25 protein-coding genes and 1 tRNA gene are annotated in these 26,948 nt (G+C 67.0%); 12 read left to right on the top strand and 14 right to left on the bottom strand.

Going from position 1 to position 26,948, the window contains the following annotated elements; translation table 11 throughout:
• Nucleotides 1-131: 131 nt before the first annotated feature.
• Genes AB7M35_RS03680 through AB7M35_RS03660 form a run of 5 tightly spaced genes read right to left on the bottom strand, consistent with a single transcriptional unit; the run spans nucleotide 132 to nucleotide 4,542 of the window.
• Nucleotides 132-815: a cephalosporin hydroxylase family protein gene (locus AB7M35_RS03680; protein ID WP_453957368.1), complete on the bottom strand. Its 684-nt coding sequence runs from the start codon at nucleotides 813-815 to the stop codon at nucleotides 132-134.
• A complete protein-coding gene (locus tag AB7M35_RS03675; RefSeq protein ID WP_453957367.1) occupies nucleotides 812-1,585 on the bottom strand; it encodes a class I SAM-dependent methyltransferase in 774 nt (257 codons plus the stop codon). Before AB7M35_RS03675 ends, AB7M35_RS03680 begins: the two co-directional genes overlap by 4 nt.
• 24 nt (nucleotides 1,586-1,609) lie before the next feature.
• The gene (locus tag AB7M35_RS03670; protein WP_453957366.1) at nucleotides 1,610-2,752 is read right to left on the bottom strand and encodes a DegT/DnrJ/EryC1/StrS family aminotransferase; all 1,143 of its coding nucleotides are present in this window, start codon (nucleotides 2,750-2,752) and stop codon (nucleotides 1,610-1,612) included.
• Between the two features lie 3 nt (nucleotides 2,753-2,755).
• Nucleotides 2,756-3,982, bottom strand: a complete 1,227-nt coding sequence (locus tag AB7M35_RS03665; RefSeq protein WP_453957364.1) for a class I SAM-dependent methyltransferase — start codon at nucleotides 3,980-3,982, stop codon at nucleotides 2,756-2,758.
• Nucleotides 3,979-4,542, bottom strand: coding sequence for a dTDP-4-dehydrorhamnose 3,5-epimerase family protein (locus AB7M35_RS03660; RefSeq protein ID WP_453957363.1), 564 nt, complete (start codon nucleotides 4,540-4,542; stop codon nucleotides 3,979-3,981). The genes AB7M35_RS03665 and AB7M35_RS03660 overlap by 4 nt, the downstream gene beginning before the upstream one ends.
• A gap of 206 nt (nucleotides 4,543-4,748) precedes the next feature.
• On the opposite strand from AB7M35_RS03660, the gene AB7M35_RS03655 reads away from it, so the two are divergent.
• A complete protein-coding gene (locus AB7M35_RS03655; RefSeq protein ID WP_453957362.1) occupies nucleotides 4,749-5,906 on the top strand; it encodes a glycosyltransferase family 2 protein in 1,158 nt (385 codons plus the stop codon).
• A gap of 64 nt (nucleotides 5,907-5,970) precedes the next feature.
• Here the strand turns inward: AB7M35_RS03655 and AB7M35_RS03650 are convergent.
• Both AB7M35_RS03650 and AB7M35_RS03645 read right to left on the bottom strand, forming a co-directional pair.
• A tRNA-Lys gene (locus AB7M35_RS03650) sits at nucleotides 5,971-6,046 on the bottom strand.
• A gap of 250 nt (nucleotides 6,047-6,296) precedes the next feature.
• On the bottom strand, nucleotides 6,297-7,079 hold the full coding sequence (locus AB7M35_RS03645) for a DUF4394 domain-containing protein (RefSeq protein ID WP_453957361.1): 783 nt from the start codon (nucleotides 7,077-7,079) through the stop codon (nucleotides 6,297-6,299).
• A 182-nt stretch (nucleotides 7,080-7,261) separates the two neighbouring features.
• Between AB7M35_RS03645 and AB7M35_RS03640 the strand changes: the two genes are divergently transcribed.
• Entirely contained in the window at nucleotides 7,262-7,849 is a 588-nt protein-coding gene (locus tag AB7M35_RS03640; RefSeq protein ID WP_453957360.1) for a sigma-70 family RNA polymerase sigma factor, read from the top strand.
• Entirely contained in the window at nucleotides 7,846-8,553 is a 708-nt protein-coding gene (locus AB7M35_RS03635; RefSeq protein ID WP_453957358.1) for an anti-sigma factor, read from the top strand. The genes AB7M35_RS03640 and AB7M35_RS03635 overlap by 4 nt, the downstream gene beginning before the upstream one ends.
• A gap of 24 nt (nucleotides 8,554-8,577) precedes the next feature.
• Here AB7M35_RS03635 and kdsA read toward each other — a convergent pair whose 3' ends face one another.
• From kdsA to secG, 5 genes are all read right to left on the bottom strand, one after another.
• Nucleotides 8,578-9,453, bottom strand: coding sequence for a 3-deoxy-8-phosphooctulonate synthase (gene kdsA / locus AB7M35_RS03630; protein ID WP_453957357.1), 876 nt, complete (start codon nucleotides 9,451-9,453; stop codon nucleotides 8,578-8,580).
• Between the two features lie 34 nt (nucleotides 9,454-9,487).
• Nucleotides 9,488-10,327 (bottom strand): class I SAM-dependent methyltransferase, encoded by an 840-nt coding sequence (locus AB7M35_RS03625; RefSeq protein WP_453960598.1) that lies wholly within the window; start codon nucleotides 10,325-10,327, stop codon nucleotides 9,488-9,490.
• 199 nt (nucleotides 10,328-10,526) lie between these two features.
• On the bottom strand, nucleotides 10,527-11,399 hold the full coding sequence (locus tag AB7M35_RS03620; protein ID WP_453957356.1) for a VOC family protein: 873 nt from the start codon (nucleotides 11,397-11,399) through the stop codon (nucleotides 10,527-10,529).
• Between the two features lie 10 nt (nucleotides 11,400-11,409).
• Nucleotides 11,410-13,038, bottom strand: coding sequence for a CTP synthase (locus tag AB7M35_RS03615; protein WP_453957354.1), 1,629 nt, complete (start codon nucleotides 13,036-13,038; stop codon nucleotides 11,410-11,412).
• Nucleotides 13,039-13,140: 102 nt separating this feature from the next.
• Nucleotides 13,141-13,563, bottom strand: a complete 423-nt coding sequence (gene secG, locus AB7M35_RS03610) for a preprotein translocase subunit SecG (protein ID WP_453957352.1) — start codon at nucleotides 13,561-13,563, stop codon at nucleotides 13,141-13,143.
• Nucleotides 13,564-13,940: 377 nt separating this feature from the next.
• Here secG and aspS point away from each other — a divergent pair, with 377 nt between their 5' ends.
• From aspS to AB7M35_RS03570, 8 genes are all read left to right on the top strand, one after another.
• Complete coding sequence (gene aspS / locus AB7M35_RS03605; RefSeq protein ID WP_453957350.1) at nucleotides 13,941-15,716, top strand: aspartate--tRNA ligase; 1,776 nt, start codon at nucleotides 13,941-13,943, stop codon at nucleotides 15,714-15,716.
• Nucleotides 15,717-16,291: 575 nt separating this feature from the next.
• A complete protein-coding gene (locus tag AB7M35_RS03600; protein WP_453957348.1) occupies nucleotides 16,292-16,477 on the top strand; it encodes a hypothetical protein in 186 nt (61 codons plus the stop codon).
• A gap of 51 nt (nucleotides 16,478-16,528) precedes the next feature.
• A complete protein-coding gene (locus AB7M35_RS03595; RefSeq protein ID WP_453957346.1) occupies nucleotides 16,529-18,262 on the top strand; it encodes an ABC transporter ATP-binding protein in 1,734 nt (577 codons plus the stop codon).
• On the top strand, nucleotides 18,249-21,224 hold the full coding sequence (gene lanM / locus AB7M35_RS03590; RefSeq protein WP_453957344.1) for a type 2 lanthipeptide synthetase LanM: 2,976 nt from the start codon (nucleotides 18,249-18,251) through the stop codon (nucleotides 21,222-21,224). Before AB7M35_RS03595 ends, lanM begins: the two co-directional genes overlap by 14 nt.
• The gene (locus AB7M35_RS03585; protein WP_453957342.1) at nucleotides 21,205-21,873 is read left to right on the top strand and encodes a hypothetical protein; all 669 of its coding nucleotides are present in this window, start codon (nucleotides 21,205-21,207) and stop codon (nucleotides 21,871-21,873) included. The genes lanM and AB7M35_RS03585 overlap by 20 nt, the downstream gene beginning before the upstream one ends.
• Nucleotides 21,866-22,639 (top strand): phytanoyl-CoA dioxygenase family protein, encoded by a 774-nt coding sequence (locus AB7M35_RS03580; RefSeq protein WP_453957340.1) that lies wholly within the window; start codon nucleotides 21,866-21,868, stop codon nucleotides 22,637-22,639. The genes AB7M35_RS03585 and AB7M35_RS03580 overlap by 8 nt, the downstream gene beginning before the upstream one ends.
• Entirely contained in the window at nucleotides 22,636-23,298 is a 663-nt protein-coding gene (locus AB7M35_RS03575) for a CatB-related O-acetyltransferase (protein ID WP_453957338.1), read from the top strand. Before AB7M35_RS03580 ends, AB7M35_RS03575 begins: the two co-directional genes overlap by 4 nt.
• Nucleotides 23,295-24,095 (top strand): hypothetical protein, encoded by an 801-nt coding sequence (locus AB7M35_RS03570; protein WP_453957336.1) that lies wholly within the window; start codon nucleotides 23,295-23,297, stop codon nucleotides 24,093-24,095. The genes AB7M35_RS03575 and AB7M35_RS03570 overlap by 4 nt, the downstream gene beginning before the upstream one ends.
• On the opposite strand, the gene AB7M35_RS03565 is transcribed toward AB7M35_RS03570, so the two are convergent.
• Nucleotides 24,088-24,423 (bottom strand): hypothetical protein, encoded by a 336-nt coding sequence (locus AB7M35_RS03565; protein ID WP_453957334.1) that lies wholly within the window; start codon nucleotides 24,421-24,423, stop codon nucleotides 24,088-24,090. The two genes, AB7M35_RS03570 and AB7M35_RS03565, sit on opposite strands and share 8 nt — an antisense overlap.
• 81 nt (nucleotides 24,424-24,504) lie before the next feature.
• On the bottom strand, nucleotides 24,505-26,100 hold the full coding sequence (locus tag AB7M35_RS03560; RefSeq protein ID WP_453957332.1) for a serine hydrolase: 1,596 nt from the start codon (nucleotides 26,098-26,100) through the stop codon (nucleotides 24,505-24,507).
• Between the two features lie 297 nt (nucleotides 26,101-26,397).
• On the opposite strand from AB7M35_RS03560, the gene AB7M35_RS03555 reads away from it, so the two are divergent.
• A complete protein-coding gene (locus tag AB7M35_RS03555; protein ID WP_453957330.1) occupies nucleotides 26,398-26,817 on the top strand; it encodes a CopG family transcriptional regulator in 420 nt (139 codons plus the stop codon).
• Nucleotides 26,818-26,948 lie beyond the last annotated feature (131 nt).

Below are 26,948 nucleotides of genomic sequence, written 5' to 3'. Positions count from 1 at the left end.
CCCTGAAGGCGGGGACCTGCCGGATCGTCGGCGTGTTGGTGCCGACCTACTTCGACGCCGAGGCGGACACGGACGGGCGGGTTCGGCTCAAGCCTGGCCCAACGCAGCCTACATCGGAAGGCGTTCCTGTCTCAGCCTGTGCGCCGAAGATATCCATCGGGCGCGACGGTTGTGAGCAGGCGCGTATTCATCGTCTCGTCGATCTCGAAGTTGGGATGCGTCTTCAGCCAGGCGTTCACAGCTGTTTTGGGGCTGTTGCCCTTGTCCCAGGGCCTGTCGGGAAACGAACCTTCCGGCAGATCTTCGATAATGGTGTCGAACACGACGCAGTAATTGCCGACGGTGGTGAGCTCGGCGTAGGCCTCGAGTTCCGCCATGACGTGGGCGTGGGTGTGATTGGAATCCAGGAAGACGACCACGCTGCCGGCACCCTTGGCGCGGCTGTGAACCTCCGACACGATATCCGGTGCAACGGACGATCCCTCAAGCATCGAAATGCGCTTGAACATCGGATGGGCTTCGATGGCGCTTCGGTTGTGGGCGCGGATGTCGATGTCGATGCCAAGGACCTGAGCGTCCGGATTGCCGCCGCAGGCTGCATTCAGTTCCAGCATCGCTGCCGAAAAAATAAGGGAGCCGCCATGCGCGATACCGGTCTCGATGATCAGATCCGGTTGCGCGGACCAGATGATTTCCTGCATCGCGACCATATCCTGAGGGTACTGGATGATCGGACGTCCGAGCCAGGAAAAATTGTAGGAATACTTGTCCTCGAGGGATCTGGTGATGAAATCGAGGCCACGAGGATCGATCATTTTCTTCTCAGGACTAGCATGCGCACCGGGCCATATTCACCTGCGAAAGGCAGGCCTGCGGCGTACTCATGATGTTTATCGAAATAGTCGGGGCTTTCATTGGAGTCTTCGCAAAGTTTGGAGTATATCACCCGACTAACTAAGTAGTATGTGCTGCTGATGTTCCGCTCGAACTCGACGTCGAATGATTCCTGGAGGAATTCAATCAGCCGGTCACGCTCGAAGAACGTGTTGTGGTCGCGGATCCCGATGGCAGGGAGTCCGAAGGATTCCCGAACCTCATTGAAATTCGCCTGACCCTCAACGAAATTCTCGACCATCACATAGTAGCCATTCGGCCGCACGGCGTCTCGAATGTTCGATATCGCCTGCTTCTGCAGGTCCCATCCGGGCAGATTGATGAGACAGCGACTGGTGTAGGCCAGGTCGACCGGGTCCTTGAGAGGAAGCGGCTCGAGAACGTCTGCAATCGACAGGGTCAAATTGGACAGCGATGCCTGGGAAACAACACGCTGTGCGTTCCCGATCATCGAAGCGGAATAGTCCATTCCCTCAAAAAGAACGTCGGGGAATGTGTCGGCGAGTTGACCAGTCGTACGCGCGTCGCCGCAACCGATATCCGCCACCCGTTTCGGTCCACGAGCTCGGATCTGCTCCATGATGGAGCGTGCTTCTATGCTCCGGAGAAAATGGTCCTGCGTGGTCGACTGGGAACTCGGGTCATCAGCTGCCCGCGTCTCCCAATATCGCTTGATCTCATCGACGTTCATGTACTTCTCGTTTGCTCTCGGTGGTCAGTCACGGCCCAAGCCGACCAAAGCAGGCCCACGGCGACCCTGTCTGGGAAAGCAACTTCTCACCGCTTCGACGACCCGATCCTGATCGTCGGTGGTCATGTCGTGGTAGCTCGGAATATTGACGGCTCGGCCGCATATGAGATGCGCGTTGGGTGTGTGCACGCCACTGCTCTCGAACAGGCCGGTCGATGACAGGGGATGGAAGAAGGGGCGCGCGTCGATATCGTGGGAGGCGAATTTGTCACGCGCCACATCCGAGGTCACGCCGGTGTCCTCGTCGAACACAACGGTGGGCATCCATGCTCCCATGGTGGCGTACCCGTCGCTCGGATTGAGCGTCACGGGGAGATCTCTCAAGGCGTCCCGATAGTAAGCAAGGATCTGCTTTTTGCGCGCGATGAGTTCATCGATGCGCTCCATCTGCGCCAGCCCCAGCGCCGCCTGGATGTTTGACATCTTGAACTTGTAGCCTACGGTTTCCGGCCAGAACTGTCTGGTATCGCCGCGGCGGCGGCCGTGGTTCGACAGCGTCAGCGCCCGCTCGAACAGGCCGCTGTCGTCAGTGACCAGCATCCCGCCTTCGCCCGTGGTCACGGTTTTCGTTCCGTGGAACGAGAAGCATCCGAAGGTCCCGATGCTGCCCGCCTTCTGCTCACCAAGTGACGAACCGATCGCCTCTGCGGCGTCCTCGATCACGGGGATGCCGTAGCGTCGGCCGATGTCGTTGAGCCTCTGCATGTCGCACATGTTGCCGTAGATGTGCACGGCGAGGATCGCTTTGGTTCGGGGAGTGATGGCGAGCTCTACCTTTTCAGGATCGAGGCACCAGGTGTCGGGCAGGATGTCGACAAAGACGGGTTTGATGCCGAGATGGACCAACGGCGCCACCGAGGCCACCCAGTTCGTGTCGGCCAGGATGACCTCGCTTTCGGCCTCTATCGGAAGCGCGGCGAAGCCGAGATGCAGAGCTCCCGTGCACGAAGAGGTGGCGATCGCGTGCTTGACGCCGATGTGCTCCGCGAAGGCGCGCTCGAAGCGCACGATGTAGTCGTAGCAGTGCTCGCCCCATCCGTTCTGGGCGGCATCAGTGGCATAAGCCACTTCGAGGGCGGTAATGGAAGGTTTGGTGTAGGGGATCATCCGTCACCTGATGGTGAGGTTTGGTATCGCAGTCACGAGTCGCGCACCCCAATCCCGCACGTACTCTAGCTGCGCCAATACCTCGTCCGCAATGTTCCACGGTAGAATGACAATAATATCAGGCTTGTCGGACAGAAGCCGCTCCTCTCCGACGATCGGAATTCGGCTGCCCGGCATCAGCTTGCCCTGCTTGAACGGGCTGCGGTCCACAACGTAGGGGATCAGGTCGGGCCTTACGCCGGCGAAGTTCAGCAACGTGTTGCCTTTGGCCGCGGCGCCATAGGCGGCCACACGCAGTCCGGCGCGCTGCGACTCAATGAGGAAGGCGAGAAAATCGTTCTTTGCTTTCTCCGCGCGGTGCTGGAACTCGGCGTAAAATGCCGCCTTGCCGATCCCCGCTCCGGCCTCACGGGCGAGAACCCGATCGACGTTCTCCGAGACGATCATCCGGCCCGCATCGAGCCGCTCCGCGAACACCCTCAGGCTGCCCCCATGGGTGGTGAGTTCCTCCACATCGATGATTCTCAAACCGTTCTGGTCGAAAATCCGCGCGACGGCGGTGAGTGACAGGTAGGAGAAATGCTCGTGATAGATCGTGTCGAACTGGTTGTTCCGGACGAGTTCCAGCAGGTGGGGAAACTCGAATGTCGCGACGCCGTGCGGCTTGAGCAGCATCGCGAAGCTTCGCACGAAGTCGTTGATATCGGGCACGTGGGCCAGAACATTGTTCGCCGTCATCAGGTCGGCGGAAATGCCTCGCCCGTTGAGCTCCGCGGCCATCTTCGTTCCGAAGAAGCCTTCGACGATCTCGATCCCTTTTTCGCGTGCAGCAGCGGCCGTACTCGCCGTGGGTTCGATCCCAAGGCAGCGCAGTCCCCGCGCCTTTGCATGCTTCAGGAGATAGCCGTCATTGGCCGCGACCTCGACCACGAGAGATGAGTGACCGAGCGAGAAGCGGTCGATCGCCATGTCGACGTAGTCGGCGGCGTGTTTGAGCCATGCGGCCGAATAGGAGCTGAAATAGGCATAGTTGACGTCGAAGAGTTCGGTGAAGTGCGGAAAATCCTCGGTCTGCACCAGCCAGCAGTTGGAGCAGACCCCAACCCGCAAAGGATACCATCGCTCGGGCAGATTGAGCGCTTCGTCGCTCAGATAGGCATTCGATGGCGGGGCTGCCCCAAGGTCGAGGAAAGGAATGTCGACCGGCATGGCGCAATGGCGGCACCTCAAGGCTCTATCCCATCAAAGTCGGCAGCCACATTCGGATGGGCACGGTCCCGGTCGGACATGTCGGTTATGTCGAGCGGCCAGACGATGCCCAGGGCGGGGTCGAGCGCGTTGAGGGCTCCCTCACATTGCGGTTGATAGGGTTCCGAATGGAGGTAGAGAAGCTCGCAGTCATCCGTCAGGGTCTGGAAGCCATGGGCGCATCCCGGGGGGATATAGAGACTCTGGAAGTTCTCCCCCGACAGGGTCTGGCCGTGCCACTGCAAGAAGGTCGGCGACGACCGCCGCAAGTCGACGGCTACGTCGAAAATTTCGCCCTTCAGGCAGGAGACCAGTTTTGCCTCCGCGTGGGGGCGGTGCTGGAAATGCATTCCGCGAATGGTGCCGCGCCGTCGCGTCCTTGACTGGTTGATCTGGCGAACGCTGGGCATCAAGCCCAACTCCCTGAACTCCTCATCGCAGAAGAGGCGCGCCAGGAGCCCGCGATCATCACCGACCGGCTTCCGCAGGAGTGTGACAACCCCCAGAATGGACGTCGGTTCGACATCGAATCGCTTCCTCATGGCCCTTCATATCCAGCGCACCAATCGTTGCCCAGCGTCCCACGCGACGGAGCACGCGCTTTCCCCACCCGTAACGGCTCGTTCAGGTCCATACCCTTATCGCTGCGTTGCGGGTTTGTTACGGTCAGAAATGCAGCGTGCGCCCTCTGAACAGCTAAGCTCGTCACGTGTCAAGCTGGTCGCGTTCCCTCCAGAAGAGCCCTTTCATGAACATCATCACCGTCGTCATTCCCACCTATAACAGGAAGGAGAAGCTGCAGAACGCGATCGAGAGCGTGTTGGCGGAAACCCGCGTTCCGTTGCAGGTGCACGTCTTTGACAATGCGTCGACCGACGAAACGGGGCCCTTCGTGACCGCGTGGGCAGCCGCCGATAGCCGGATCAAATATACCCGAAATGAGTATAATATCGGCGGGCACCAGAATTACGCTCGCGCCATTCAGCATATAGATACTGAATATTTTGTCCCGCTTGCGGACGACGATTGGCTGCTGCCGGATTTTCTCTTTGTGGCATATTCTCTTCTGGAAGAAAATGCTCAGGCCGGCGCCGCTATCTTTATGACCGAAGCCCGGAATGAGGCGGGCGACGTTCTTGAAACATACCCTCCGCATCCCGATAAGATTCAATTCGGATTGCTTGATCCGAAGACCCATCTTCGAAATTGGATGATCTACGGTCACTATTCCTGGACTTCAATCCTCTGGAGACGGCAGAGCTTGCTGGCTATCGGGTTCCCCTATCTTCACACGGGAATCACGAGCGACATGGATTTCCAGCTGCAGACGTTCTGTCGATTTCCCGTGTATCTCGTCAACAAGCCGGGGGCCGTCTATTCCCTGCACCCCGCTCAGGCGAGCCGGACGCTGGACGTGTCCGACGTCCCCGCGTGGAGCAAGGTATTCGCCCGGTTCAACCGGACCGTTGCCGACCTGCGCCTCTTCGAGAGCGACGATTTCGCGGGCATGCTCCGGATTGTCCAGGAGCGATACAAGGGCGCCTGGAACGCTCCCGTTTCGAAAGCCATTCCCGACGGCCGGCTCGTACCGCTTGCGGCCTTGGCCGCCGTCCGCCTGGGCGATTGGACGTTGGCATCCTCTCTTCTCGATCAGGCCGATAGGGGAGAGCCGAGGCGCGACGTCGGACTCCTGCACGCGCTCCTGCGATCGCTGAAAAGCGAGCGCGACACGGTTGCCGGCCTGCGGACGGAGGTTGTTGAGCTGAACATGAAGGTGCAGCAACTGACCGCGCTGGCCGCATCGAAAGAAGCCGTGGAAACGCCCCCGAGTGAACCGCTCGCGGCCAGGCGGCCCCTGATCACGCGCATACTCGAGAAGCTCGACAACATCAGGACGGGGGCCTGACAGCCGTCGGGTCGAGCCATCCGGCGAGGGGGGCGCCACGTGCGTCTCTGAACAGAAGGTGGTTTGGTGTGCCCGCTCGGACTCGAACCGAGGACCATTCGATTAAAAGTCGAATGCTCTACCAACTGAGCTACGGGCACCCAGGCCACCGCATCGAGGCGGGCAGGCCCGCGGCGGTCGCTCTTGGCCGGCATCCGGGGATGCCGGGCGCGCAGCAGGGCCGCGCATGACGTTCGGGTAGTGGGTTTGCCGCGTCGCGTCAACCGCGTGGACGCCGGCTCCGGGGCGGGGCTGTGCGCAGACGGCATGAAGGGAGGCGCGGGGGCGCCTCCCTCGTGTGGCCTGGTGGCGGATCCCGGGGGGCGGAGTGCCCGCCGGGCCTGCGTCCGCCTACATCGCCGGCAGGATCGTGATGTCGCGGATGGCGCCGCCGGCACCCTCGATCGCGCCCTTGCCGGTCGCCTTGCCGCTCGCGAGATCAACCTCGTAGAGCATGCCGCCGGTGACCAGCCAGGCGGTGTTGGTCATGTCGGCATCGGTGGCGATGTCGAAGGCGTAGGTGTCGCCCGGCTTGTCGATGCCGAGCTTGCCGATGGCGCCGAGCGTGCCGTCGTTCGGCGAGGTCTGCTGGATGACGGCGACGATGGTGGAATCGATATCGTACATCGCCGTCTTTTCCGGCTTGCCGAACGAGTTGATGTAGGCGGCGGCGACGATCGCCGGTGCCTCGCCTGCGTGCATGTCCTTCGCCTCGAAGGCGAGGCTGCCGTCGACGGTCACCGCGCCGGTGTCGACGTCGACCCGGTGGTTGGTCGTGCCGGTCATGTAGCGCAGCTTGTCGGCCATCGGGTTGAAGTCGACGATCACCGGCGCGTCGGTCATCGGCAGCGGCTTGTCCATGGTGGAGAGTTCGCTGGCCTTGCCGGTCTTCGTGTCGATGGTCACGACGACGTTGTCCGGGGTGACGCCCACGAGGGTCTTGTTGGAGGGACGCAGGTCGATGCCGACGAGGCTGTCGACGCCGTCGACGTCCATGCTGCCACTCACTTTCAGCGTCTCCGTGTCGAACATCACCAGCGTCTTGTCGCCGACGAGGCCGACGGCGGGAGCGGCGGCGACGGCGGCCGTGGACAGCAGGAAGGCGGTGGTCGACAGAAGGGCGAAACGGGTCATTGGAAGGTCTCCCTGGTTGCGGGCCTGAATGCGGCACCGCCCCTGAGGACACGGCGGCCAGCGGTTTGGATGCAGGCGGGCGAAACTTTTTTTGCATCCGTTTCGCCGTCGCCCGTGTCAGTCTCGTCATGAGACATCAAGCGAGTGGACGCGCGCCGCGCGCGCCGACGACGGGACCTGTCATGGACCAGACCAATCCCAGCGGGACGGCGGAGGGCGCCGCATCGGCGGAGGCACGGCTCAGCGCCGCGCTCGTCGCCTGCGGGCGCGGCGAGCGGTCCGGGATGGGCGACATCCTGGAGGTCGAGGGCCGGCAGCTGCTCGGCGTCGCCCGGCGGATGCTTCAGCGCCACGAGCTCGCCGAGGAGGCGCTGCAGGACGCCATGGTGCAGGTCTGGCGCAAGGCGTCCCAGTTCCGCGCCGGCGAGGGATCGGCCCGCGGCTGGATCTACGCCGTGCTGCGCAACCGCTGCCTCAACATCCTGCGCGACGACCGCCGGCTGTCCATCGTGCCGCCGGAGGACCTGACCGCCATGCAGGACGCCCGCCAGCACGCCGCCTCCGAGGAGGTCTGGCAGAGCCTGCCGGATTCGGAAGGGCTGCGCGGCTGCCTGGAGGCGCTGGAGCCGGAGACGCGGCGCTGCGTGCTGCTCGCCCATGTCGCCGGATACAGCCACGGCGAGATCGCGGCGCTCCGGCGCATCCCGCTGGGCACGGCGAAGTCGTGGATCAGGCGGGGGCTCCTCAGCCTTCGGGAGTGCCTGTCATGAGCCGGCCCATCGACGATCTGGCGGACGAGTTCGTCCTCGGTCTCCTCGACGACGGCGAGGCGGCGGAGGTGGAGCGCCGGCTGCCCGCCGAGCCGGCGCTGGCCCGGGCGGTGGCGCGGGCGCGCGACCGCTACCTGGCGCTCGACCTGACGGCCGCGCCGGAGGAGCTTCCCGACGGGTTCGCCGCGCGCATCGGCGCCGAGATCGACCGGTCGTCCGCCTCCGGGGGCGCACCGGCCCCGGGACTCAAGCCCGCCGCCAACGAGAACCGGCCGCGCCGGCTGGCGTCGCGCTGGGCTGCCGCGGCGGCGGCGCTGCTCATCTTCGTGGCGGGCGTCGGCATCGGCTGGCAGGTCAGCCAGAGCGAGCCGGTGGTGATCGCCGTGCTCCTCGACGACACCGGCACGCCGCGGGCGATGGTCGAGGACTTCGGCAACGACACCGCGCGCATCCGCTTCCTGTCGAACGTGGAGGTCCCGCAGGGCCGCGTGATGGAGGTCTGGACGCTGCCGTCGGCCGACCGCGGTCCGGTCTCGCTGGGCCTGGTGGAGGCCGCGCGCTCGGCCGTCCTGCACGGACCGGACCTGCCGGCGCCGGCGGGCGACCAGCTCTACGAGATCACGCTGGAGCAGGCGGGCGGATCGCCGACCGGGCGTCCCACCGGCCCGATCGTTGCGAAGGGCTACGCGGCGCGGCAGATCTGACCGCGGCGGGAGCGGGCGGGGGGCCTATCCGAAATCGGCGAGCGGCCGCTCCTTGGCGATCCAGTCGAACGCCATCAGGTCGGAAAGAAGCGCCTCCAGATCGTTCAGCGGCACCATGTTCGGCCCGTCCGAGGGCGCGCGGTCGGGGTCGTCGTGGGTCTCGATGAAGACGCCGGCGATGCCGACGGCCACGGCGGCGCGCGCCAGCACCGGCACGAAGCGCCGATCGCCGCCCGACGAGGTGCCCTGGCCGCCCGGCTGCTGCACCGAATGGGTGGCGTCGAAGATCACCGGCGCGCCCGTTGCCGCCATCACCGGCAGGCCGCGCATGTCGGTCACCAGCGTGTTGTAGCCGAAGCTCGCGCCGCGCTCGGTCAGCAGTACCCGGCCGTTGCCGGCGCTGGTGATCTTCTCCACCACGTTCGCCATGTCCCAGGGGGCGAGGAACTGGCCCTTCTTCACGTTGATGACGGCGCCGGTCTCGGCCGCCGCCACCAGCAGGTCCGTCTGCCGGCACAGGAAGGCCGGGATCTGCAGGACGTCGACCACCTCGGCCACCCGCGCGCACTGCTCGGCGGTGTGGACATCGGTCAGCACCGGCATTCCGAACGCCTCGCGGATCTCGGCGAAGATCGGCAGCGACGCGTCCAGGCCCATGCCGCGGGCGCCCGAGCGGCTGGTCCGGTTCGCCTTGTCGAACGAGGTCTTGTAGACGCAGCCGATCCCCAGCCGCTCGGTGATCTCCCGGATCGCCGCCGCCATTTCCAGGCCGTGGGCGCGGCTTTCCAGCTGGCACGGCCCGGCGATGAGGGCGAGGGGCGCGGTCTGCGCGAAGCGGACCTTGCCGACTTCGACGGTGGCGTCGGGTCGAGCAGCCTCGGGGGCCGTGGCAGCGGACATGTCTGGAACTCTCCTGGATGCGCGTGCGCCGTTCCTACCGCCTGGCGGCAGTTGCGTCGAGATGCAGGCGGGCGATCGCGTAGATCGGAACGCCGAAGACGCCCTCGACGACGGCGCTCCACACGGCCACCGGCGGCGGCAGCTGCTCCATCACGTCGCAGATCTCGTCCAGCTTCCAGCGCGGCTCGCCCCAGCAGTAGTCCGATCTTGTCTTCACGCCCGAGACGAACTCGATCGAGGGGTCGTCGCGGGCGAGCGGGCCGATGGACGGGTGATAGCGGGCCGTGCCGACCATCAGGTAGGAGAAGGTGTCGTAGACGAGCTCCACCTCGCGTCCCGCCAGGCCGTCGGCCAGCACCCGCAGCAGCGTGCCGATGGCCTCCGCCGGCAGGTAGGGCATCAGGCCCTCGGCGATCACCAGCGTGGGGGCCGCGGGCAGGGCGGCGCTGTCGAGCCAGCCGGCCTCGTCCAGCGCGGCGGAGACCAGGCTGCACCTCGGCGCCTCCGGCGAGACGCGGGCGCGCAGCGCGGTCACCGCGGGAAGGTCGACCGAGAACCACCGGGCGGGGTCCACGGGGTGCCGTTCGCAGGCGGTGGAGAGGCCGGCGCCGAGGTCGAGGACGATGCCGTCCGGGTGGGCGGAGAGGAAGCGCGCGACGTGCGCGTCGAAGATCTTCGCGCGGGTGATGAAGCCGAGGATGCTCATCGGATCGGAGACGACCGAGGACGCATCGATCCCGAGCTCGCCGACGATCCGCTCCGCCGGGGTGTCTGAGAAACCCGCGGCGGGAAACAGCCGCGCCGCCTGGGCGCGCGCGCACAGGGGAACCAGCAGGGTGCGCGCCACGCCGCTCAGTCCGAGATTTTCTCCCATAGGCACGACGCCCCTCCCGGACGGCCTCGGCGGGAACGCGGAGAACCGAGTCCCGTCGACCCCGCGCTTCTTCGTCCACGGGTCCACGCAGACGCGCTCGTCTGCGTGGACCCGTGTGGCGGTGTCTTGATCGCTTCCGAAGAGGAGCAGTGTGCCGCAGGGCGCGGCCGCCGTCACGCGGCTTGTCGGCCGGGCGGAGTCAGGCCGCGACGAAGCGGTAGCCGCAGCCGCCGCCGTCCTCCGCGGCCACGGTGAGCGTGTCGCCGGCGGTCTCGGTGAACGGCATCGCGCCGGCGGCCAGGGCCGCCCGGGTCGCCGACAGGTCCGCCACCGAAATGGTCATCGCGGCGAAGCGTGGCAGGATCTTGCCGTCGAACGCCTCGGACCCGTAGCGCTCGGCGAAGGTCGCGCCGTCCAGCACCTCGATCGCGGCGCCGTCGGCAAGCGCGATGCGGAGGCCGCCGTCGGCGTGGACCGGGACGGCGCCGACGACCGCGCCGAGCGTCCGGGCGGTGGCATCGGGATGCGGCGCGACCATGGTGATCGCGGTCATCGCCAGCGCGGTGTTGGGGTGGGCCTGGTAGGCGGCGTGCCAGAAGTTCTCCGGTTGGTGATGGGCAACGGCGAACACGCCGGCGCGGACGAAGTCCGGATGGCTGGCGAAGGCGAGGGTGAACGACACCGGAAGCTCGCGGCCGTCGGGGGCCTGGGCCGTGCGCTCGAAGGAGAAGGTCGGATGGCGCGACAGGCCCACCTCGGCCAGCCGCGCGGCGAGCGCGTCCGGATCGTCGGTCTTCAGCGCCAGCATGGAGATGCCGGCGCCTTCGCCGATCAGGAAGTCCCGGTTGAAGCTCGGAAACGAGAACGCGTCCGGCCGCTCCTCCGGAAACAGGCTCTCGTCCATGATCGCCAGGTATTCCAGGAAGCTGCCGCGCAGCTGCACCAGAGCGTTCGCCGTTCCGAACGGGTGGGTGGCCGGCGGGGTCGTGCGGAAGCCGAGCCGGCCGGCGGTGAGCGCGGCTTCGACCAGGCTCTCGGCGACGACGACGGTGTGGTCTATCCCGGTGATCATGGCGCCCCCGTCAGACGAGGCGGCTCTGCTCGACCGCTGCGGTGATGAACGAGGCAAAGAGCGGGTGCGGATCGAATGGACGCGACTTCAGCTCCGGATGATACTGCACGCCAATGAACCACGGGTGGTCGACGAGCTCCATCGTTTCCGGCAGCAGCCCGTCGGGCGACATGCCGGCGAACCGGACGCCCTGGGCGGCCAGCCGCTCGATGTAGCCGGAGTTCACCTCGTAGCGGTGGCGGTGGCGCTCGGAAATGTCGGTGGCGCCGTAGATCTCGGCGATCCGGCTGCCGGCGCTGAGGTGCGCCTCGTAGGCGCCGAGCCGCATCGTGCCGCCGAGGTCGCCTTCGGCGAAGCGGCGCTCGAGCTCGTTGCCGCGCATCCATTCGGTCAGCAGGCCGACCACCGGTTCGTCGGTCGGGCCGAACTCGGTCGAGCCCGCCTTCTCGATCCCGGCCATATTGCGGGCCGCTTCCAGGACGGCCATCTGCATGCCGAAGCAGATGCCGAAATAGGGGACCTTGTGGGTGCGCGCGAACGTGGCGGCGGCGATCTTGCCTTCCGCACCGCGCTCGCCGAAGCCGCCCGGCACCAGGATGCCGTGCACGCTCTCCAGCCACGGGCCGGGATCTTCCTTCTCGAAGATCTCCGATTCGAACCATTCGATCTCGACGCGCACGTTGTTGGCGATGCCGCCGTGCACCAGCGCCTCGCTGAGCGACTTGTAGGCGTCCTTCAGCCCCGTGTACTTGCCGACGATGCCGATCTTCACCGAGCCCTCGGGCGAGCCGACTCGCTTGGAGATCTCCGTCCAGCGCTCCAGATCCGGGTGGGGCGCGCCGGTGATGCCGAACGCCGACAGCACCTCGGTGTCGAGGCCCTCGTTGTGGTAGGCGATCGGCACGTCGTAGATGGACTCCACGTCCAGCGCCGGGATGATCGCCTCCTCGCGGACGTTGCAGAACAGCGCCAGCTTGCGCCGCTCGCCGGCCGGGATCGTGCGGTCGCAGCGCACCAGCAGGATGTCCGGCTGGATGCCGATGGAGCGCAGCTCCTTCACCGAGTGCTGGGTCGGCTTGGTCTTCAGTTCGCCGGCCGACTTGATGAACGGGACCAGCGTCAGGTGGACGAAGATCGCATCGTTGCGCGGCAGGTCGTTGGAGAGCTGGCGGATCGCCTCGAAGAAGGGCAGGCCCTCGATGTCGCCGACGGTGCCGCCGATCTCAACGAGCACGAAGTCGTAGTCCTCGTTGCCGGAGACCACGAACTCCTTGATGGCGTCGGTGACGTGCGGGATCACCTGCACGGTGGCGCCCAGATAGTCGCCGCGGCGTTCCTTGGCGATGATGTCCTGGTAGATGCGCCCGGTGGTGATGTTGTCCATGCGGTTGCATGGACGGCCGGTGAAGCGCTCGTAGTGGCCGAGGTCGAGGTCGGTCTCGGCGCCGTCGTCGGTCACGAACACTTCGCCGTGCTGGTAGGGCGACATCGTGCCGGGGTCGACGTTGAGATAGGGGTCCAGCTTGCGCAGCCGTACCCGATAGCCGCGTGCCTGGAGCAACGCGCCGAGAGCCGCCGAGGCCAGTCCCTTGCCAAGCGAAGAGACCACGCCGCCGGTAATGAATACGTACCGAGCCATCGGGCAGCTATCCTAGAGGTTCGACGGCGCTTTGGGAGAGGAGAACCGGGGGCCAGCGGCGCTGTCCCCGGTTTTCTCGTGCGAGTGGGCTGGAGCCCGTCCTCACTGGGAGGAGGGGACCTGCGGGCCGGCCGGCGCCGCGGGCGCGGCCGGCTGGCCGGTGCCCTGGGCGTCGCCGCCGGTGCCCGACGGCCGCAGCGTGTCCAGGATGCCCTGGCCGGAGCCGCGGGTCCGATCGGCGCCGGCGGGCGCGGTCTGCGAGGCCGGCTGGTTCAGGTCGTCGAGGATCGACGACGGCGTGCCCTGGGTGCGCGCCAGCACGGTGAGGCCCATCGACGTGGCGAAGAACAAAAGCGCGAACACCGCGGTCGCCTTCGTCAGCGCGTTGCCGGTGCCGCGCGCCGACATGAAGCCGCCGCCCCCGCCGCCGATGCCGAGCGCACCGCCTTCGGAGCGCTGGAGGAGGATCACCGCGATCAGCGCGACGACCACCATGAGATGAATGACGATGAGAACGGTTTCCATCGTGCCCTTCGAGGTGTTGTTCGAGATCCCGGCCGCTTTCGCGAATGCTCGAAACGCATCCCGCACGGCCGACGTCGGTCTTGCCTGCAACGAGGCGAAGATGACCATGAGGAGAAGCGCCGGCAAGATCGCTGCGCGGCCCGTTCGGACGCTCCCGCATGGGAACGACGGCGCGGTGATACACGATGATCGGTCGATCCGCCAAGCGCCGCGTTTCACTTGCACCCGGAGTTGGCAGTTGGGGCCTGCCGCGAACCTTGACAAGTGCCGGCCTGCGTGTCCTGTCTCGCCGCGATTTCAGAACACCCTGTCCCGCCGCAAATGGCGGACGAATGGGCGGCCTTTGCACCGGTCGCCCCCAGTATCGAGGCGATTTGATGCACCGCTACCGTAGCCACACATGCGGCGCGTTGCGCCAGGAGGACGTCGGAACGTCCGTGCGGATTTCCGGCTGGGTCCACCGCGTGCGCGACCACGGCGGCCTTCTCTTCATCGACCTGCGCGACCACTACGGCATCACCCAGGTGGTGGCCGACCCGGATTCGCCCGCCTTCAAGACCGCCGAGACGGTGCGCGCGGAGTGGGTGATTCGTGTCGACGGCACCGTCAAGGCGCGCACCGACGACACCGTCAACGAGCGGCTGCCGACCGGCCGCATCGAGCTGTTCGCCACCGAGATCGAGATCCTGTCGACGGCGGGCGAGCTGCCGCTGCCGGTGTTCGGCGACCAGGAGTACCCCGAGGACACGCGCCTCAAGTACCGCTTCCTGGATCTGCGCCGCGAGAAGATGCACGCCAACATCGTCAAGCGCTCGAAGATCATCGCCTCGCTGCGCCGGCGCATGACCGACTCGGGCTTCATGGAATTCCAGACGCCGATCCTGACGGCGTCGTCGCCGGAGGGCGCGCGCGACTTCCTCGTTCCCTCGCGCCTGCACCCGGGCAAGTTCTACGCGCTGCCCCAGGCGCCGCAGCAGTTCAAGCAGCTGATCATGGTGGCGGGCTTCGACCGCTACTTCCAGATCGCGCCCTGCTTCCGCGACGAGGACGCCCGCGCCGACCGCTCTCCCGGCGAGTTCTACCAGCTCGATATCGAGATGAGCTTCGTCGAGCAGGAGGACGTGTTCCAGGCGGTGGAGCCGGTGCTGCGCGACCTGTTCGTCGAGTTCGGCGGCGGCCGGCCGGTCACCGAGCAATTCCCGATGATCGCCTACGCCGATTCCATGCGCCTCTACGGCTCCGACAAGCCGGACCTGCGCAACCCGATCGAGATGGCCGACGTCACCGAGCACTTCGCCGGCTCCGGCTTCAAGGTGTTCGCCCGCCAGATCGAGGCCGACGCGCGCGTCCAGGTGTGGGCGATCCCGGCGAAGACCGGCGGCAGCCGCGCCTTCTGCGACCGCATGAACTCGTGGGCGCAGGGCGAGGGCCAGCCCGGCCTCGGCTACATCTTCTTCCGCGAGGGGGAGGAGGAGGGCGCCGGCCCGATCGCCAAGAACATCGGCCCGGAGCGCACCGAAGCCATCCGGACAAAACTTGGATTGATGGATGGCGACGCCGTCTTCTTCGTCTGCGGCGTGCCGAAGACCTTCGTCGACTTCGCCGGCCGCGCCCGCCAGAAGATCGGCTTCGACCTCGGCCTCGTCGACGAGAACCAGTTCAAATTCTGCTGGATCGTCGACTTCCCGATGTTCGAGTGGGACGACGAGAACGACAAGGTCGACTTCTCCCACAACCCGTTCTCCATGCCCCAGGGCGGGCTGGAGGCGCTGGAGACGATGGATCCGCTCGACATCAAGGCGTTCCAGTACGACATCGTCTGCAACGGCGTGGAGCTCTCCTCGGGCGCGATCCGGAACCACAAGCCGGACATCATGCGCAAGGCCTTCGCCATCGCCGGCTACGGCGAGGAGGTGCTGCAGGAGAAGTTCGGCGGCATGATCCGCGCGCTGGAGATGGGCGCCCCGCCGCACGGCGGGCTCGCCCCGGGCATCGACCGCATCGTCATGCTGCTCTGCGACGCGGAGAACCTGCGCGACGTGACGCTGTTCCCGATGAACCAGAAGGCCGAGGACCTCCTCATGGGCGCCCCGTCCGAGGTCTCCGCCAAGCAGCTCCGCGAGCTCCACATCCGGCTGAACCTGCCGGAGTAGGTTCTCGGGGTCGGCGATTGGTGCAGGGCGGTTGCTTCAGACTCCGCTCATTCCCGCGAAGGCGGGAATCCAGGGCGGCCGATCTCAGCGTGTCCTTTTACCCCTCGCGCCGAGTGCGCTTGCGTGCAACGGCTCCGTACCGGCGGCCTGACCGGCCGGCGCGCGGTCGCGCGCTGGTGGGTGCGGTCCGGCCGGGGCCAAGGCGGAAAGCGGGTTCACTTCGCGCTCGCTCCGCCCTCGGCTCAGCGTGAGTTGGCACAAGTGGCCGAAAGCGTCCTGACGGCAATTGATGAATCGATCGCCTGTAGCGGTCGTTCCGCCTTTTCGTTATTTCCGCTCGGTCAGGACGGCATCGAAAAGAAGCATCCCGAATGCTGGCTCGGTCAGGCTCGTCGGCGAGGCGGGGGCCGGACGGATGGCCTGGTTTTTCGTCCGGCTCTACCTGGCCGGCCAACAGACTAAGGCCAGATTTTTCGATAGCGATCACAAATAGGCGCGGATATCATCCGTGATGTTGCGGACGAAGGATGACCGCACGCGCAGCATGAGCATTGAAAAACGAGGGATGCGATCGAATGCATAGCTTCACAGTGGACATCAAAAATCAGGTGCAGGACGAGATTGCTGACACCTGCTCGATCGACACGCAGGTCGAGCCGTCCGTCGACGAGAAGATGATCGACACGGTCTTCATGCCCACTGCCAGCGCCCCCGGCCAGGGCACGTGCATTCATCAGTCGCGGTCGATCACCAAGGGCTGAGGTCCCGGTTCCGGCCCGCGCGCTGCGCGCCGGAACCTCCTTGGGACGTGAATGGTGCCACCCTGGGTTCTTGCAACGCTCAAGCTGGCGCGTGTCAGCGTCGCAACGGCGCTGGCGCTGATCGTTCTTGAAAAGTGCCTCTACTCCGCACTGCCACTGATCTTCGGTGCCCTGATCAATGCGTACGTGTCCGACGGGGCGGGCGCGCTGGTGGTTGCCCTTCTGATCGGTTACGGCGCGGCCGGATTCTTCGCCGTCGCGTCCGAACAGATCCGTGACCTCGTCTTTCTTCCCATCATCCAGCGGGCACAGCGGGTACTGGTCTCCAGCGCGCTGGTCGGCCTTCATGCCAAGCGCCCGGACTTCCACGCCGCGCACGCATCGCCGACGCTGACCCGGCTGATCGGTCGCGCCGCCTGGAGCATCGAGTCGGTCTTTTCGGTCGGTCTCTTCGATATCGTTCCCACGCTTCTCCAGGTCGTGATCGCCATCGGCATCCTCGCTGTGGCGGTGGACTGGCAAGTGGCGGCCATCCTTACCGTCATGGCGGGCGCCTACGGCGCCACGACCCTTTACGCGGTCAGCCGGCAAAAGGTGCTTTACCGGGACCGCCTGGATGCCGATGGACGGGTCAACGCGATCGTCGGCGACAGCCTGTTCAACCGCGACCTGGTTGCGGCGTACGGAAACGCGCCCGAGGAGGCGCGCCGGCTGGGGCTCGCCCAGGACACGCTCGACCTCGCCTGGTCGCGGCAGAAGCGCCAGCAGGCGACGATGCGGACCTGGCCCGGCCTGATCCTGCAGGCCGGTATCGTCCTGATCCTCCTGGCCACGATGAGGCTGTCGGGCGACGAACCCGTCACCGCCGGCACGCTGGTGATGGTGAACATGCTCGTTCTCAACGCCTTCATGCCGCTTCAGTCGGTCGGCCTGCTCTATACCGCCTTCATGCAGTCGCTGGCGGATCTGCGCGAACTCGAGCGGGTTCTCGGCGAAGCAGGGGCCCCAGAAAGGGCGGAAGCCGTTCCAATCCAGGCGCTGACCCGGGCGGTCACGGCCGACGGCCTGACGGCGACCACGGCAACGGGCGTCAGGCTGGTCGATGGCGTGAGTCTCGTCCTTGCCGCCGGTACGATCACCGCGGTGGTCGGGCCGTCCGGGGCCGGCAAGTCGACATTGGTGCGGCTGCTCGCCGGCCTCGCCGAGCCGGCGTCGGGGCGCATCGCCTGGGATGGCGAGCGGGTCGGGCAGGCCGCGCTCCGTGCCAGTTCCCTGTATGTGTCCCAGACTCCGGCCCTCCTGAACGAAAGCGTGCTCTACAACATCCGCTATGGCAGGCTCGCTGCCAGCGATGCGGAGGCAAGCGAAGCGGCTCACCTCGCGCGCCTTCGCGATGCCCTGCAGACGCAGTCCGCCGGCCTCGACCGGCAGGCGGGCGAGGCCGGCGTCAACCTGTCGGGCGGCGAGCGCCAGCGTGTCTGTCTGGCGCGCGCGCTGCTCGCACCACGGCCGCTGATGATCCTCGACGAGGCGACGTCGCAACTCGATTCCATTACCGAGCGCGACGTCTTCGCCAATCTCCACGCCACCCTTCCGGATGCGACCTTCGTGGTGATCACGCACCGCCTCGAAACCGTCAGCGGCGCGGACCGGATTCTCTACATGGAAGGCGGCTCGGTCCGGGAAGCGGGGACACATGACGAACTGGTCCGGCTTGGCGGGGGGTACAGCGCGCTCTGGGCCGCTCGCCGTCGCGAGATAGCAGGCGCCCATGCAGCGGGATGAATTCGCCGGGCTGATCGCGAGCCGCACGGAAACGCTCGACAACCGACTGACAGCGGAAGCGCCGTCCCGTATCCCGGACGCCGATGCGCTGGCGGTTGCCGACCGCCGTCTCGATCGCTGGCGCGCGCACCTGACCCGCTTCGATGCGCACGGCTTCGATCGCCGGCTGCGCCTGTCATGCTACGACCTCTCGATCGGCGAGCTTCGACACCGCCTGGCCCCCCGCGCCCAAAGTGACGACAGAGGCGCCCCATCGCCCTGGATCGCAGAGGCATGGGACCTCGCTGGGCACCTTTCCATTGCCCCGTCCGACCACCTTCACGACGATGCCGATCCGGTGCCGTTCGAGGATCTGTTCTCCGGGCTTGCGGAGAGGGAACGGCGGCGCCTCTGGGCCGAATGTCCCGACGCGGCGAGGCTTCTCTGCCCGGCGTCCGGGAACGCGCTTGCGCGCGGCCTGGTCGGGGAGCTCTCGGCCCTTCTGGCGGACTGCCTCGAGCACGAGTTCTCCCGGTTCCGCCTGCTCTATCAGACCGACCGTCAACCGACGTCGCGGACCGGGTACCGTGCCTTTCTCGACCTCCTGCGAGAGAGCCAGGCGCACAGCTTTCTGGTCAAGTACGCTGCGGCGACACAGGCGGCGGTCGAAGCGCTCGCTCAATGGCGCAGGAACCAGAGGGATCTCCTTCTCCGGTTCGCTTCCGACAGGCAGGCGATCGGGCGCGCCTTCGGCTGGGACCCCGACGACCTCCGCGTCGAGGGCGTCGCGTTCGGCCGGTCCGACCGGCACAACGGTGGTGCGCAGGTTCACCGGCTCGATCTCCCCGGGGGCCGCAGCCTGTACTACAAGCCGCGCGCCCTCGGCATCGAGACGGCGGTCGGCGAGCTCGTCGCCACCTTCGGCCGGGACGGCCCGGCGATCCTTCCGCCGATGGTCGACCGCGGCGGCTACGGCTGGTCGCTCGCCGTGCCGCCCGGACCGGCGGAGTTTGCCGACTACTACGCATCGGCAGGGCGGACCCTCGCGATCGCCTGGATCCTGGGCGCGACGGATCTGCACGACGAGAACGTCGTGCCGGGTCCGGACGGACCGGTCATCGTCGATGCCGAGACCTTCGCCTCGCCCGTGCCGCGGCTGTTTTCGTCGCGCCCCGAGGACATTCTGTCGTCCGCCGAGCAGGAGACCGTGCTCCGGACGGGGCTCCTGCACCGCCGGTTCGCCTACGCGGACGGGACGCCTGTGCAGACGAACGGGTTCGCCCGGGGAGCGATCGGCCCGACCAGGGTGCGGGCCCGCCGCTTCGTCAACGTCAACACCGACGCGATGGCCGTGGCGGAATGCGATGCGGCGCTCGATGCGGACACTGGATACAGTCTCCCTCCGCACGATCCCGGCCGCTACGCGGAGACCATCGCATCGGCATTCGAGGCCGCATGCGAGAGGTTCCGGTTTCCGGAGCCGGACGAGCTCGCTTCAGTGCTGAAGCAGGCCTTCGCGCGACGGCAGATCCGCGTCATCGTGCGCGACACGAACGCCTATGCGAGCCTGCTTCGACGGCTGCGCCTGCCGCAGCACAGCCTCATGACGATCGACGCGGAAATCGAGGTCGAGAGCCTGGCCGCCACGCTTGTCGCCAGCGACGCAACGCAGGAGCTTTGGCCGCTCTTTCTCAAGGAGAAGGCCGATCTTCTCCGGGGCGACATTCCCTATTTCTCCGTCCCGGCCGAGGAGACGGTCTGGCGCAATGACAGCGGTGACGAAACGCGGCTCTACGCCCGATCCGGCGTCGATCGGATCAGCGATACCATCGCATCCCTCGACCGGGAGGCGATCGAAATCCAGTGCTCGCTGATCCGGGCGTCCTTCCGGGGCTCTCGTCCCTGGCCGCAGCCGAACCCCGCCGGGTCCAGCCTCCTCTCCCAGAAGGACGCTGTCGCGGAGGCGTCTCGGATCGCCGATCTGCTTCTGGCGGCGGCCAGGCGCACCCGGGACGGAGACGGGCGGGACGTCCTGTCCTGGTTCGCGACGCGCCTGTCGCCGGGCGGAAGCGAAGCGCGGGTGGCCGCCACGACACCCGACCTCTACGACGGGCGGGCTGGTATCGGTCTCTTTCTCGCAGCACTGGCCTTCGTCCGCTCCGACTCCCGCTATCGGGCTGCCGCCCTGGGCGCGCTGCGTCCGCTCTGCGCAGGGCCGATCGCGCCGATGGGTCGGACCGGCGGGCTCCATGGCGGATGCGTCGGCCCGCCCTCCATTGCCTATGCCCTCCACCAGGCCGGCCGCCTGCTCGCCGATGAGGCCATCGAGACGGCGGGGAGGGCATGGGCCAGGGCGGCAACCGGCGGCCTGCGCTCCAACGGTCGACCCGACTGGATCGACGGCCTTGCCGGCGAGGCTATAGCGTTGCTTCCGTTTCGCGACCTTCTGCCGGGAGGATGGGCGGACGCCGTTTTGAGCCGGCTCGCCGGCTGCGAGATGACGCAGGCGGGCGCCGGTCACGGCATCGCCGGCGTTCGCCACGCCCTCCATCGTCTCGGCGGGCGCTTTGAGCGGTCCTCGGATGTCCCGCCGCCGTCGATCGATACGGTCGGCTGGGCCCACGGCCGGGAAGGGATCGTGATCATGGCGCAAAGGACGGACGATCCGGCGCCGTCCCTCTCCGCAATGTTCGATGCCATCGCCACAGACACCGCCTCTGACTGGGACACGCTCTCCAGCGGGATGGCGGCCCGGATCGAAATGTGGCTGACGGTCGGCGACGAACGCCGTGCAAGGGAGGCCGCCTTCGCGATTTGCGACCGAGCGGCTCGGGAGGGAGGCTACCGGGTCCCCGGGGGAGGCATTCCGAACCCGGGACTTTTCGACGGACTGGCGGGGATCGGATACTCGCTCCTGCGTCTTGATCATCGGACGGCGCTTCCGTCCGTGCTCCTGCTGGAGGATGCGGATGCGCCCTTATGATCCCGGTCACATTCTGGTCTCGGTCCATGTGCCGAAGTGCGCGGGGACGTCGCTCGCGGAGTGGCTCCGCGCCGCATTCGGCGGCCGGCTGCATCTGCACTATCCGGACGAAGTGCCGCCCGGCCGCGCGCCCGGCGAAGCCGGCTGGTGCGTGCATGGCCATTTCTATCACCATGCCTGGCCAATCGGCGTCCGCAACTATTATCCCGATGCCCGTCAACTGATCACGGTTCTGCGCGACCCGCTGGAGATGATGGTCTCCAGCTACTTCTTTCAGGTCGCCCAGGGCGACCGGCCAGCCGCCACGCTTCGCGACTGGCTCGCGGATGTCCTGACCTGGCCCTGCCTGTTCCCCTATCTCGGTCTTCCCGTCGACTTCCGCGACCCCGACTTCCTCGCCCGCCTCGCGCCGGCGCTCGTCTGGATCAGCACCGTCGAGCGGCTGCCGGAGAGCCTCCCGATCCTCGCCGATCGCCTCGGCGTTGCCGGTCCAGCTGTCGCGCGGGCCAACGCAGCCCCCCGCAGCGAGGCCGTCACCGATGCGGATGAGTATGGCGCGCGCTTGCGGGAGCGCTTCCCCGCCGAGTATCGGTTGTACGATTTCGCGCGGGAGACGGCGGACAGAGACATGGACGAACGAAATGCGTGACCCGTCGGACGCGGCGGTGCCGGACCTCGGCTCGCTTCTCGCCAGCCTTCGACGGGACGGCGTCGTCGTCCTTCCGGCCCTCCATGGCGGTGCCGTGGAGGCGCTGCTGGACGAACACCGGCGCGCGACCTCGGGTGCACTCGCGGCCATCAAGCCGCCGCACGAGATGGATGGGGAACGCATCTTCGCCGCGACCACCGCCGATCTCGCAACCGCCGGCCTGCGCCATCTCGTCGGCGCGCTCGCGCCCGACTGGTTCGCCGACCTTGCGGCGGCCTATTTCGGCCAGCCGGCGCCGCAGCGGGTCGAGTTCGTGTCGCTCGCGGTCGACAGCCCGAAGCGGGATGTGGATGGCGCGGGCAATCATCACGCCCACTGGGATCCGACGCTGTGCCTGCGGCTGATGCTCTACGTCAGCGACGTCGACGTCGAAAGTGGAGCACTGGCCGTCAAGCGCGGCACGCATCACGACAATCACCGCATCCGCCTCGCCGAATGGCGCGACGGGCTGGAGTACAGCGAACGTCCGGTGTGCGCGGGCGCCGACCTGCCGTTCGAGGACATCGATGGCCCGGCCGGAACGGTCCTGGTGTTCGACACTTCGATCACCCATCGACGGGGCCTGCTTGCCGAGGGGCGCTCGCGCCGCGTCGCCTTCGGTCATGCGCATTCAGATCTCGCCTGGCAGCAGCTGGAAGGCATCCCCTACGCCGCTGTCGATGTTGCTGCGCTCTGGCCCCACGTCCGCGAAGGCGACCGCCCATGAGTCCCGCCGAACGGCAGCTGCACGTCCTTGCCGGCTACACCGACTGGCTCGCGCCTGACGCGGTCGACATCACCGACTTCGGCGGCGACGTCTCACGCTTCCAGTTCCTCGAACGCAGCTGTCGGGTGGGCGAGGCGTTCACCGCCTACAACTTCCTGATGGGGCGCAATTCCTACTACCACTGCCGAACGCAGATGCCGAACAACGTGATCGTCGGACGGCATTGCTCGATCAACGCGCTGGCGCTCATCGGCGCGGTCTCCCATTCGCTCGACCGGCTGACGACCGGCCTGCTGGACATCGATGCGGAGGCGCGCGACGACCTCACCGAGGCCGAAATGGTCGCCGGGACGAGCCCGACCGTCATCGGCTGCGACGTGTGGATCGGCGCGAATGCGATCGTTCTGGACGGATGCCACATCGGTCACGGCGCCTGCGTGGCGGCCGGCGCGGTCGTGACCGGCGTGGTTCCTCCCTATGCGATCATGGCCGGAGTCCCGGCCCGCGTCCTCCGCTACCGGTTCGACGAGGCGACCCGCGAACGCCTTCTGGCCAGCCGCTGGTGGGAACTCCCGCAGTCCGTCGTGAGCACCCTGCCTGCCGGCGACATCGCCGCGGTTCTCGAACTCTGCAATCGCCATTGGGAACGACGCCCGTGAGCCTCCCGTCCGAACAGCACTTCCTCGATCTCATTGCCGAATGCGCCGTCGACGAGACGCCGTGCCCGCATCTCGTGATCGACGGGCTGTTCACCGCGGAAGACCTCGAGGGGCTGTACGCGCACCTTCCCGAGGAAGCGCAATTTGAAGATGTCGGCGGTGGTCTCCTGACGTTCCAGACCTGGCGGGACGCCGAGGATCTCGACAAGCTCGACCCGCCTCGGCGCGCCTATTTTGCCGAGCTGGAAGAGCGCGTGTTCACCCCGCGGGTGGGCGACGCCATCTATTCGAAGTTTCGCCCGGCCCTCGAAGCTCTGTTCGGTCGGCTGTTCGGTGACGACGCCGAGCGCCAGCTCGGGCGGGTCGATCTCGCCGACTGGGCGATGGCCGGCGCCCTCAACATCCGCGAACAGTCGAACGAACTCCCGATCCATCTGGACTGGCCGAACCGGCTGATCAGCATCGTCGTCTATCTGGCGCCGGAGGACGGCTGGCGGGAGGACTGGGGCACCCGCCTCTACGAGGTTCCACGGGATCTGTCCCCGGAAGACGAACTCGCCGTCCTGGCCCGCACCGGCCCTCAGGATCTGGTGAAAGTCGACGGCAATCGCTACCGGACGATCGGGTTCCGGCCCGGACGCGTGACGGCCTTCATGAACACGCCGTGGTCGCATCATGGCGCCTTTATCGAAGCCGCTTCCGGATCCGATGCGCGCCGCTGGTGCCTCGTAAAGGGCTTGAACCTTACCCTTCCGGCGACTGAAGCGATCTTCGGGCTACCGCCCGAACTCAGATAGGCGCGAACTGCGACGTGCGGATGGTGGCTAGAATCTCCATTTGAAATCGATGCGAAAGCGAGCTTCGGACACTTTTGCGAGTTGCCACCCAATGCCGCCGTCTGGGCCGGGATGAGGGCCGAGGACGATCTCCGTTAGCCTGCCAGGCAGCCATCACCGAGACGGGGTCGAAGCGGCCGACGGCAAGCAGGATTTCCAGCGGCACGTCGCCTTGGCGGGCCTCGACGATGCGGATGCGCTGCAGGTAGGCGCCGATCCAGTCGTGGATCACAGCGACATGGTCCGGCTCGACCAGGTCGACCTTGTTGAGGGGCTGTCCGCAGGGCATTTGTGTCGACTGGGGGCATTGGCTTCCCGGTCTCTGCCGTCGTTCAGAGTACCCGCCGCCACACTTGGCGAGCGCCTTTACCTATTCCGCGTCCTTCGGCTCCGTCGTTTCCTCGCGGGTGAAGACGTAGGTCTGGCCGTCTTCGAGCATCAGGCTGAGGCGGTTGGGTGCGCCGCTCGGGTCGATCTGGAACTGGGCGACCGCGAGCGGGTCCGGGCCGAGCGCCCTGGCGAGCGTCTCGAAGGCGCCGACGGGGGAGAGGGTGGCGGTGAAGACGCCGTCCTTCCACGGCGCCAGACGGATGACGGCCCCGGAGGAGAACGCCATCGCGAGGCCGTCTCCCTCGGGGCTGACGGTGACCCGGCCCATGGCGTCGCTCCGGTAGGCGCCCGTCTGGCGGGCGAGTTCGTCGGACGGTAGCGAAGCCGCCGGCGCGTCCCAGTGCGCGGCCGACGCCTCCGCCGCCGCCGTCGCGGCCTTCAGCTTGTCGGCGGCGTAGTCGGTCTCCGGATTGCCGAGGACCCGGTCGAGCATCCACAGGCCCACCGCATCCGGAAAGCCGACGTTGGCGGCGTTGGTGAGGACGACGATGCCGATGTCCTTCGACGGCAGGAAGCCCACGAAGGCGCCGAACGACAGCGTGCCGCCGTTGTGCCAGACGATCTCGCCGTTCGCCGTCTGCTGGAGGGCCCAGCCCATCGCGTAGGCGTTCTCCTCGTTGATGCCGATGCGCGCCGTGCGGGTCGCCGCGAGGTTCTGCGCCGAGACGATCTGGCGTCCCTCGACGGTGCCGTCGCCGAGCTGCAGCCGCAGCCACTGCGCCATGTCCTCGACCGTTGAGTTGATCGCGCCGGCGCCATCGACGTTGTAGGGGAAGAGGTCCGTGAACGGCACCTCGACGGTGCCGTCCGGCGTCCAGCGATGGCCGACCGCGTGGTTGGGCGCCGCCTCGATGGCGGCGGCGTTGGCCGAGGAGGCGGCCATTCCGAGCGGTTCGAAGATATCGGCGCGGAGCGCGTCTTCCCAGCCTGGCACGCGGGCCGCCTCGGCCACCAGGCGCCCGGCCTCCAGGTGGGTGACGTTGGTGTAGGTGAACGTCGAGCGGAAGCTCGTGCGCGGCTCCACGAACCGCAGCGAGCGGATCATGGCGTCGCGGTCGAAGCCCAGGAAGGCGTAGATGTCGTTGACGTAAGGGGGCAGGCCGGAGCGCTGCGCGACGATGTCGTAGACGCGGAATTCCCGGCTCACCCACGGATCCATCAGCCGGAACTCCGGATCGAGGTCGACGATCCGGTCGTCCCAGCGGAAGCTGCCCCGGTCGACGGCGATCGCCAGCGTCGTGGCGAGGAAGGCCTTCGAGGTCGAGCCGATCTGGAAGACGGTGCCCGGATCGACCGGTTCGCCGCCCTTGCGGCGCGCGCCGAAGCCCTTCGCGTAGACGAGCGTGTCGCCGGCGACGATGCCCACCGACAGGCCGGGGATGTCGAACGCGGCCATGCCCTGGGCGATATAGGTTTCCAGCCGGGGGATCAGCTCGAGCAGCGGGGCTTTCGGTTCGGGGCTGTCGGCGACGGCCTGGGTGGCCGCCGCGAGCAGCGCCAACGACAGGCCGACGAGGCCACGCGTCACGCCGGCGAACGCGCCGGCGGCAGGCCACCGGGAGGAAGATGCGCGCATGGACCCCGAACCCCTTCGATGTCGCAGCCCTGAACCGCCGAGACGGTGACACAACCCCAAAATGCGGTCCAGCCCATTGTCCCTGTGCGGTTGGGCGGGTACGCGCCCCGCGGGGCTGGTCGCGCCGGGCAGGGAAGCCGGGGCTACGGCACCTTTCGGCCCGCGCGGCGTTTACCACCCGGCGCCGTTCGCTCCGCCGACTGGCTTGCGGGGGTAACGAGGGCGCCTCCGCGGCGTTTGCTCCTTGTGCACCAGCCGCAGGCCATCCATATACCATCCAACGGGATGGAGGCGGTGATGACGGAACGGGCGGGGCTGGTGCGCGACAAGGGCGGGGAGACGGAGAAGATCACCGTCAACCTCGGCCATGTGGACCTGGGACGGATCGATCTGCTGGTGCAGGAGGGGTTTTACTCCAACCGCGCCGACTTCATCCGCACCGCCATCCGCAGCCAGCTTGCCGAACACGGCGACGTCGTCACCCGCTCCATCGAGCGCCACAGTCTGCAGCTCGGCCTCAGCGACTATCGCGCCGCCGATCTCGAAACGGCCCGGGACGCGGGCCACAAACTGCACATCAAGGTGGTCGGGCTCGCCCGCATCGCCCCGGACGTCTCGCCCGAGCTTGCCCGCGCCGCGATCGGATCGATCACCGTGCTGGGCGCGCTTCAGGCGAGCCCCGAGGTGAAGAAGGCGCTCGCCGACCGGATCAGCTAGCGCGGGATGAGGAAAAGGGCAGGTCGGCTTTCCGCCCGCATCCCGCGCCAGCAAGGAGCGGGATGAGGAAAAGGGGAGACCGGTTCTCCCCCCGCATCCTGCTTCGCGACAGCCGGATCGCCTAGGTTTTC

Source organism: Amorphus suaedae, assembly GCF_053629675.1.
Note: the sequence above shows the minus strand (reverse complement) of the source record. Positions and strands in the feature narration are given on the sequence as shown.